The 8,572-nt window shown below is 67.7% G+C and carries 8 protein-coding genes; 2 read left to right on the forward strand and 6 right to left on the reverse strand.

Annotated features, from left to right (window positions below):
• The first annotated feature begins 28 nt into the window (after nucleotides 1-28).
• Both VGV06_01625 and VGV06_01630 read left to right on the forward strand, forming a co-directional pair.
• On the forward strand, nucleotides 29-1,012 hold the full coding sequence (locus VGV06_01625; GenBank protein HEV2053854.1) for an SDR family oxidoreductase: 984 nt from the start codon (nucleotides 29-31) through the stop codon (nucleotides 1,010-1,012).
• On the forward strand, nucleotides 1,009-1,524 hold the full coding sequence (locus VGV06_01630; protein ID HEV2053855.1) for an arsinothricin resistance N-acetyltransferase ArsN1 family A: 516 nt from the start codon (nucleotides 1,009-1,011) through the stop codon (nucleotides 1,522-1,524). Before VGV06_01625 ends, VGV06_01630 begins: the two co-directional genes overlap by 4 nt.
• A gap of 498 nt (nucleotides 1,525-2,022) precedes the next feature.
• Here VGV06_01630 and VGV06_01635 read toward each other — a convergent pair whose 3' ends face one another.
• The 6 genes from VGV06_01635 to VGV06_01660 form a co-directional block, all read right to left on the reverse strand.
• Complete coding sequence (locus VGV06_01635; GenBank protein ID HEV2053856.1) at nucleotides 2,023-3,378, reverse strand: autotransporter outer membrane beta-barrel domain-containing protein; 1,356 nt, start codon at nucleotides 3,376-3,378, stop codon at nucleotides 2,023-2,025.
• Nucleotides 3,379-4,021: 643 nt separating this feature from the next.
• Complete coding sequence (locus tag VGV06_01640; protein HEV2053857.1) at nucleotides 4,022-4,936, reverse strand: ABC transporter permease; 915 nt, start codon at nucleotides 4,934-4,936, stop codon at nucleotides 4,022-4,024.
• Nucleotides 4,936-5,856: an ABC transporter permease gene (locus tag VGV06_01645; protein ID HEV2053858.1), complete on the reverse strand. Its 921-nt coding sequence runs from the start codon at nucleotides 5,854-5,856 to the stop codon at nucleotides 4,936-4,938. The genes VGV06_01640 and VGV06_01645 overlap by 1 nt, the downstream gene beginning before the upstream one ends.
• Before the next feature lie 65 nt (nucleotides 5,857-5,921).
• Nucleotides 5,922-7,460: an ABC transporter substrate-binding protein gene (locus tag VGV06_01650; protein HEV2053859.1), complete on the reverse strand. Its 1,539-nt coding sequence runs from the start codon at nucleotides 7,458-7,460 to the stop codon at nucleotides 5,922-5,924.
• Between the two features lie 162 nt (nucleotides 7,461-7,622).
• Nucleotides 7,623-8,390, reverse strand: coding sequence for a uroporphyrinogen-III C-methyltransferase (cobA, locus tag VGV06_01655; protein ID HEV2053860.1), 768 nt, complete (start codon nucleotides 8,388-8,390; stop codon nucleotides 7,623-7,625).
• Nucleotides 8,383-8,572, reverse strand: a 190-nt coding sequence (locus tag VGV06_01660; protein ID HEV2053861.1) for a hypothetical protein, incomplete at its 5' end; no start/stop codon positions are given. The genes VGV06_01660 and cobA, both read right to left, overlap by 8 nt.

Here is an 8,572-nt window from a genome sequence, read left to right on the forward strand (position 1 = left end):
ACCGCGTGGCGAGGAGATCCTACACACCATGGCGACGCTGGTGACGGGAGCGTTCGGCTGCATCGGAGCGTGGGTGTGCAAGCGGCTGCTGGAGGCCGGCGAGAAGCCGGTGGCCTTCGACGTGGGCGACGACCCGTGGCGCATGCGCATGATCCTAGGGCCGGAACGGCTGCACGACGTCGTCATGGTCAAGGGCGACATCGCCGACCGCGAGGGCGTGAGCCGCGTGGTCGGCGAGCACAAGATCACGCGCATCATCCACCTGGCCGCCTGGCAGGTGCCGCTCTGCCGCCAGGACCCCTCGCGCGGCGCCCTCATCAACGTGGTCGGCACGGCGAACGTCTTCGAGGCGGCCAAGGCCCACCGCGAGCGCGTGGCCCGCGTCGCCTACTTCTCCTCGGCAGCGGTCTTCGGCCCGCCGCATCTCTACGGCCCGGGGCCCGTCACCGACGACTCGCCGCCCAAGCCCGCCACGCACTACGGCGTCTACAAGGTCGCCAACGAGGAGACGGCGCGGATCTACTGGGAAGAGCACAAGATCCCGTCGATGGGCTTCCGGCCGCTGACGGTGTACGGCCCCGGGCGCGACTTCGGCCTCACCGCCGACCCGACGCTGGCCATGAAGTCGGCCGTGCTCGGGCGCCCCTTCCAGATCCGCTGGGGCGGCGCCACGGACCTGATCTACGCCGACGACGTCGCCCGCGCCCGCATCGCCGCTTCCACGGCCACCCTCGAGGGCGCGCGCGTCTACAATCTCCACGGCGAATCCGCCAAGGTCGTCGATATCGCGCGGCTGATCGAGGAGGCCTGGCCCTCCGCGAAGGGAACGATCACGCACGTCGAGCAACCCATCCCCTTCCCGTCTGAGCTGGCCGATCCCGGTTACCAGCGAGACCTGGGCCCGGCGCCGCGCACCGCGCTCAAGGACGGCATCCGGAAGACGCTCGGCGAGTTCGCCACGCTCAAAAAAGCCGGACGCCTCGACGCGCGCGAGCTGGAGCCGGCGACGTGACGGCAGCGGTCACGCTCCGGCCCGCGCGCGCGGGCGACGCGGAAGCGGTCTGCCTGATCTACAACCAGGGCATCGAGGACCGCGTGGCGACGCTCGAGACCGAGCTGCGCACGCCGGAGGAGCGCCGCGAGTGGATGGCGGCACGCGGCCCCCGCCACCCCGTGCTCGTCGCGGAATCAGGCGGGACGCCAAGCGCCGCAGGTACAGTGGTCGGATGGGGCAGCCTGAACGCCTTCAACGCGCGCCCCGCCTACCGGCACGTCGCCGACTTCTCCGTCTACGTCGAGCGCGCGTGGCGCGGCAAGGGCGTCGGGCATCGCCTGCTCGAGCGGCTCATCGAGATGGCGCGCGAGATCGGCTACCACAAGATGGCGCTCTCCACCTTCCCTACCAACACAGGGGGCGTCAAGCTCTACGAGCGCCTGGGCTTCTCACGCGTCGGCGTCCACCACGAGCAGGGCATGCTCGACGGCCAGTGGGTGGACACGCTCATCATGGAGAAGCTGCTCTAACCGCACCGCCGCGCCGGCGTGTCTGGGCTCCGCCCGGTGACGCTGAGACGCGGCGCGCGGCGAGGAGAGCCCATTTTCATCCCGCGGGATGGGCGACCCGCCCATGACCATCTATGTTACTTACGGTTACTTACGCGCTGACGTCCGGGCTGGCCCCCGGGTAGAACGTGAGGATCTGGATGGTCGGGTAGTCGACCTGGGGGAGTGCGGAGATGGGGAGCTGCCAGTAGGCGACCAGCCGACCAGGAGAACGCCGGCGGTCAGAAGCGAGGTGCGACCGGGCGGAGGATGAAGATCCGGGACGGGTTCATGGCGCGCTTCGCGAGACCCGCCCCGCGGCTGCCTTATTCATGACCACTGGCGGCGGCCGCTTGCCCGCGCCCCATGCATGGCTAGTTCGGATTCCACGTCGCCTGGGACCGGTCAACCGGAGCTGCGCCTCTCGTCCGGGGGAAGGCCGACGCGCGAGGGTGGGGCGCGGCGTCGCGATGATCCGTGCTAGAACTCGATCCGCATTCCGGCGGTGAAGTTGTAGCTGGTGACGTTGGCGAGGCCGACCACCGCTTCGAAGTCGAGGAACGCCGCCATGCCCTTCCGGAACTGGCTGGTGATTCCCGCTCCCACCGCGAAGTAGTCGCGGTCGGGATTGTCCGTCGCGGCCTTGAAGACCTGGTTGAACGGATCGTTGGCGAACTGCGCCTTGATCGAGCGGGCGTCGTTGAGTGATTCATGCCGCCATTCCAGGTGGATCTGCGGGACCAGGACTCCAAAGGAGGTGCTGAACGCGTGCGCGACCCGCCCGCCGAGGATCGTGAGCAGGGATTCGACCGTCTGACTCTGGACCTGCAAGTTGAGGCCGGCCGCGCCGGACTCGGTGTAGCCGTTGATGGCGAGGTGCAGGTACTCCACGCGGAAGTACGGGGTAAGCGTGGACCCAGCCACCTGGAAGTCGTAGCCGGTGCCTCCGTTGAACGTGTACTGCCAGCCGCTCGTGTCGCCCGTGGCCGTGCGATCGACGGCCGTTCCGGTGAATCCCGGGGTGGGCCCGTACACGATGTTGCGGGTGGAGTCGTAGCTGCGATAGGTGAAGCCGCCGAGGAGATCGAAGTAGAACGCGCCGACGTAGTAGGTGCCGTAGAGCGAGAGGCCGTAGCCGTTGGAGGTCACCTCTCCGAGATGGGAGACGATGTCGGCCTCCGAGTTCAAGTAGCTGAAGGCGGCGCCCGCGATCAGGGTGTCGGTGAATCGGTAGTCGGCCCCGGCCGTCATTCCGACGCTGTGGTAGTCGAAGCCCGCCTCACGGGGCGTCGAATCCACACTGCCGAAGCTCCCCACTCCGTTCACGAAGAGGCCGAGTCGGCTGAGGGGCGAGGAGTCGCCGGCTCCCCCCGCGCCCGAACCCAGGAGCTGACCGGTCGATGCGGTCTTGCCGTCGAGATCAGGCGCGACCCCGTTGAAGCTGATCCCCGTCGCACCGAGCCGGAGGGAGGCAAGGCGGGTCCCGACCGCTCGGAGCTGGGCGCTCCTGGTCTGGACGGCGCTCGTCCCCTGGACCGTCGCGTCCTCGGAGGAGACCTTGCCGAGAATGTCAGGGAGCTGCGAGGTCGCGAAGCCGCCGAGTTTCATGTCCCCGCACCGGGCCAGCAGGTCACTCTGGGCCGAGTTCAGACTGTTGGACCTGGCGGCCAGCTTGGGGCAGATGATGTCGATGGCGGTGCCGACGCTCGCCTGTGACGGCGTATTGCCCGGGAGCGTGCCGAGCTCGATCAACTTCTGAGCCCAGGCCGTCGGCGGGCCCACGAGGAGCAGCGCAGCCAGCAGCAAGAGGGAACTTCCGGCTCGATGATCTCTCATGGTTGAGGCCTCCCGTGGATCGATCTTGGGCGGAGTCGAGGAACTCTACTATAGAACCCGGGGGCGTGGCAAATTCCGCGCGGGCCGGGTTCCCCGCCACCATACCCCGCAAGGCCGGGCGGTGGTGGGATGGCGCCGCCGAAATCCGACACCCGTCCTGCTTGCCAAGGGTAGGCGACCCGCCCATGACCATTTATGTTACCTACGCTCGAGGAAAATCCCAGGCTCCCACCAGATAAACCATTCCACGTACGATAGACGACTGCCCACCTCGCGTCAAGGCATTCGATTGAGGTATCTAGTTGCGTGATAAGAGCGCGCCCCTCCGGCAAGCTTACGGCGCGGCGCTGGACCAGGGCGGGTGTCTCGGAGTCGTGCGCCGCTTCGCTTCGACCTTGGTCTCATGGAGGCATGGATGACTGGGCCTGGCTTTCACTTCCGGATCGAGCCGGCGAGAGACCTGCTAGACCACACCCCGCGGTGTCAGCCCGACATTCCCAGCGAGTTCAAGAGAAAATGGAGCACTGCTCGGGACTCACCATGCGCCACCGTTATCGCCACTACCCTGATCCTGATGGCAATCAGCTTGCTTACCGCGTCTGAGCGAGAGTACAAGAAGGCCGGGTGCCGCGACAAGTAGCCTTTACAATTTCATGTGAGGGTCGAGCCAGTCGCGGAGCCCATTGCCCATCAGGTTGATCACGAGCGTCGTCACGAAGATGGCGAGGCCGGGGAAGGCGGCGATCCACCACGAGTTGAGCATGTAGACGCGTCCCTCGCCGAGCATATTGCCCCACGCGGGCGTGGGCGGCTGGACACCGAGGCCCAGGAAGGACAGGAAGGACTCGAGGATGATGACCTGGGCGATCTGCAACGTCGCGACGACGACGATCGGCGAGACGAGGTTCGGCAGGATCTGGCGAAAGATGATGCGGGCGTGGCTCATGCCGAGCGCGCGGGCCGCGACCACGAACTCGCGCTCGCGCAGGGCGTAGGTCTCCGCCCGGATGATCCGCGCGTAGACGGGCCAGCCCGTCACGCCCAGCACCGTGATCATATTGGGCACGCTCGGGCCGAGCACGGCGATGACGGCCAGCGCCAGCAGCACAAAGGGGAAGGTCAGCATGACGTTGATCAGCGTCATGATGCTCCAGTCCACCTGGCCGGCGAAGTAGCCCGCCGCCAGCCCGAAGAGCACGCCGATCGTCGCCGACAGCAGCACCGCCGAGACCCCGACCAGCAGCGAGACGCGCCCGCCCCAGATCACCCTCGAGAGGAGATCGCGCCCGATCTGATCCGTGCCCAGGATGTGCTCCCGCGTGCCGCCTTCCATCCACGCCGGCGGCACCATGCGGTGCCTGATGTCCACGGAGAGGGGATCGTGCGGCGAGATTATGGGCGCAAGCAGCGCGCTCAACACGATGACGAGGAAGAGGGCGCCGCCGCCGGCGCCCCACTTAAGGCGCCCGACCCGTCGCCACGTGGCGCCCGCGGCGTCTGGCGCCGCCGGGGCCTGGAGTCCGGCGGTGGTGACGGTTGCGCTCGGCGTGATCGCCATCAGGCACCTGCACGAATGCGCGGGTCGATCAAGCCCACGATCAGGTCAACGAAGGCGTTGACGATCACGATGATGAGCGCCAGCAGCACGACGGCGCACTGGACCACCGGAAAGTCCTGGTTGCGGATGGAATCCACCGTCAGCGTCGCCACACCGGGCCAGGCGAAGACGGTCTCGGTGATGAAGGCGCCGCCCAGGAGCTGGCCGAACTGCAGTCCCAGCACGGTGATCACCGGGATGCACGCGTTGCGGAAGGCGTGCTTGGCCACGACCATCCGTTCGGCGAGGCCCTTGGCCCGCGCCGTCTTGATGAACTCCATGTTCATCACCTCGATGATTCCGGAGCGCACGAGCCGCATGGTGATCGGGGCGAGGAAGGCGCCCAGGCAGAAAGCCGGCATCACGAAGTTCTGCCACGTGCCGTAGCCGGAGGCCGGCAGGAGCCTGAGCCGCACGGCGAAGATGATGATGAGCATGATGCCGAGCCAGAAAATGGGCATGGCCTGCCCGGCGACCGCCAGGAGGGTGCAGAGCGTGTCCACGAAGGAGTGCCGCTTGAGGGCCGCCAGAACCCCCAGCGGCAGCGCGATCAGGAGCGCCACGCCGAGCCCGGCCAGCGTGAGATAGATCGTCGGCGGCATGCGATCAACGACGAGGCGAAAGGCGGGAGCGTTGCCGTACCAGGACCTGCCGAAGTCGCCCTGGACGGCGCCGCTCGCGAACTTCCAGTACTGGACCCACACCGGCTGGTCCAGGCCCATGAGGTGCTTGTAGCGCGCGTACTCCTCCTTGCCGGCGTTCTGCGGCAAGAGCAGCGTGACGGGGTCGCCGATGATGTGGAGGATGGAGAAGGCGAGGATCGAGATACCGAGGATGACGACGACGAGCTGGACGAGCTGGCGGACTAGATAGCGCCGCATCGGGTCACAAACGGCGGGCGGGAAGCGTCTTCACGCTCCCCGCCCGCCGAGCCGATTGACCGCCGCTACTTCTTCCGGGGAGTCACGAGGAACATCCGGTCGATCTCGTCGGGCGGCGCCGAGTATTCGACGCGGCTGGAGATGCCCCAGACGCCGCGGAGGCCCCACTTGTAGAGATACGCCGCGTCGTCGAAGAGGAGCTTCTGGGCCTTGACGTAGATCTCGGTCCTCTTCTTCTGGTCGAGGGTCGAGCGTCCCGAGATGATCAGGTCGTCGAGCTCCTTGTTGCAGTAGTAGGCGTAGAACTCCCCGCACTTGAAGATGTCGTACAGGATGGCGTCGGCATCGAAGACCGAGTAGTAGCCCCACGACCAGTTGAACATGGGGCCGAGCTTGCCCTCCTTGGCACGCGCGACCACCACCGTGTTGTCGCCGATGTAGTTCCGCTTCACGCGGAACCCGACCTTCGTCATGTCGGCGACGATGGCGTCATTGGTCTGCTGCGTTCCGGGCTCGACAACAGGAGGTGCCTCGTTGAAAGCGATGTCCACGCCGTTGGGATAGCCGGCTTCCGCAAGCAGCTTCTTGGCCCGCGGGATGTCTTGCTTGTACGGCTTGAGAGCCGGATCCCAGCCGAAGGCCATCGGGTTGACGGCCGTGGCGACGCGGTCGCCCAGGCCGTTCAACACATGCTTGATGATGGCGTCCTGGTCGGCGGCCAGGTTGGCGGCGATCCGCACACGCTTGTCGGTGAACGGGTTGGGGCCGCTGCGGGCGGCCTGATCGAGTTGCAGGAAGGCCGTCCGGAGGATCGGAGAGGACGCCGTGCGCGCCGCGCCCGACTTGTTGATCACGTCCATCTGATCGGGCGGCACGGCCTTCATGATGTCGACGCCGCCCGACAAGAGCTCGGCGATCTGGGTCGCCTGTTCGGGAATGATGCGGATGCGGACGTACTTGTAGTACGGCTTCGGGCCCCAGTAGTCGTCGTTGCGGACCAGGAGGTGCTCCTGCTTCCGGTTCCAGCTGACGAGCTTGTAGGGGCCGGTGCCGACGGGATGCTCCTGCATCCACTCGTCGCCCTTTTCCCGGATCACCTTCTCGGACTCGATCGCCTGGGCCGTCAGGCGCTCGACGAAGAGCGGGTACGGGCCGTCCGTCTTGAACCGTACGGTGTAGTCGTCGACGATCTCGACCGTCTTGATCTTGGCGTGGTTGCCGCGGGCGATCATCTTCTTCGCCGGGTCGAGCACGCGATCGAACGTGGCCTTGACGTCCTTGGAGGTGAACGGCGTGCCGTCGTGGAACTTGACGCCTTGCCGCAGCTTGACCTCCCACGTCGTGTCGTCGAGGTTCTTCCACGAGAGCGCGAGATTCGGGCCGACCTTCCGCGTCTTGAGGTCGCGCACGGCCAGGTGGTCGAAGACCTGGTAGCCGAGGATGATCGCCTCGCGCAGCACCGAGCCCGGGGGGTCCCAGGTGTCGATGTCGGACTGGAGCGCGTAGACGATGGTGTCGTCCTTGGTCTGCGCGGGCGCCTCGCCCGGCAGGGCGAGGCCGACCAGAATCAGAAGCACGAATCCCAGGGCGGCGGTACGAACCATGGCGACCTCCTTCGTCGGGACGAGACAGATAGACCGGCGCGACCGTGGACCGGTGGGCATCAAGGGTGCCACATACTAGCGACGGGCCCGAGGCTTGTCAAACCTACGACCGGCACCTCGAGGAACTCCACGGGCTCGAAGAGCAGGTGCGCCGCTGCGGCGTCAGCGGTGGTCGAGGGCGACGGCGTCGAGCAGGGGGCGCGCGAGCAGGGAGCGGAAGGCCACGACTTCGCCGATCACGATGACGGCGGGCGCCGTCAGATGCGCGGCGCGGCCGGCGATGTCGCCGAGCGTCCCGACCACGGTCTCCTCCGCCTCCGTGGTGCCGCGGTGGATCACGGCGGCCGGCGTGTCGGCCCCCCGCCCCGCTGCCAAGAGCCGCGCGGCGATGCGCGGGAGCGCGCCCACGCCCATCAGGATGACGAGCGTGTCCACGGCCGTCGCAAGGCGCTCCCAGTCCACGCTCGACTCCGGCTTGGTGGGATCTTCGTGGCCGGTCACCACGGCGAACGAGGAGGCCAGGCCCCGGTGTGTGATGGGGATGCCGGCCGCCGCGGGCACCGCGATCGCCGCGCTGACGCCGGGCACCACCTCCACCGCGACCCCCGCGCGAGCGCAGGCCAGGATCTCCTCGCCGCCGCGGCCGAAGACGAAGGGATCGCCGCCCTTGAGTCGCACGACGAGGCGCCCGGCCTGGGCGTGGTGGATCAGGATGGCGTTGATGGCCGACTGCTCGAGGCAGTGCCGCCCCGCCGACTTGCCGGCGAAGATCCTGAGCGCGCCTTCGGGCGCTTCGTCGAGCAGCTCGGAGGCGGCCAGCTGATCGTAGACAACTACCTCTGCGCGACGGAGCCACCGCAGCCCGCGGAGCGTGATGAGCTCGGGGTCGCCGGGGCCGGCGCCCACCAGGACAACGCGCCCGCTAGACACCCAGCCGCTCCCGGAGACGCGCCCGCGCTTCGGTCGTCCGCCCCGCCGCGACGAGGCTTCGGAGTTTGCCGTCGAGAGCCTGCCGCCAGCGCTCGGCGTCGAGCGAGACGCCGCCCTCGCGGAGCGCGCGCCGCACGTCGGCCATGACCTCCGTAAGCAGCGCGACGTCCCTCGGCAGGAGC

Source organism: Candidatus Methylomirabilota bacterium (genome assembly GCA_035936835.1).
GTDB lineage: Bacteria > Methylomirabilota > Methylomirabilia > Rokubacteriales > CSP1-6 > AR37.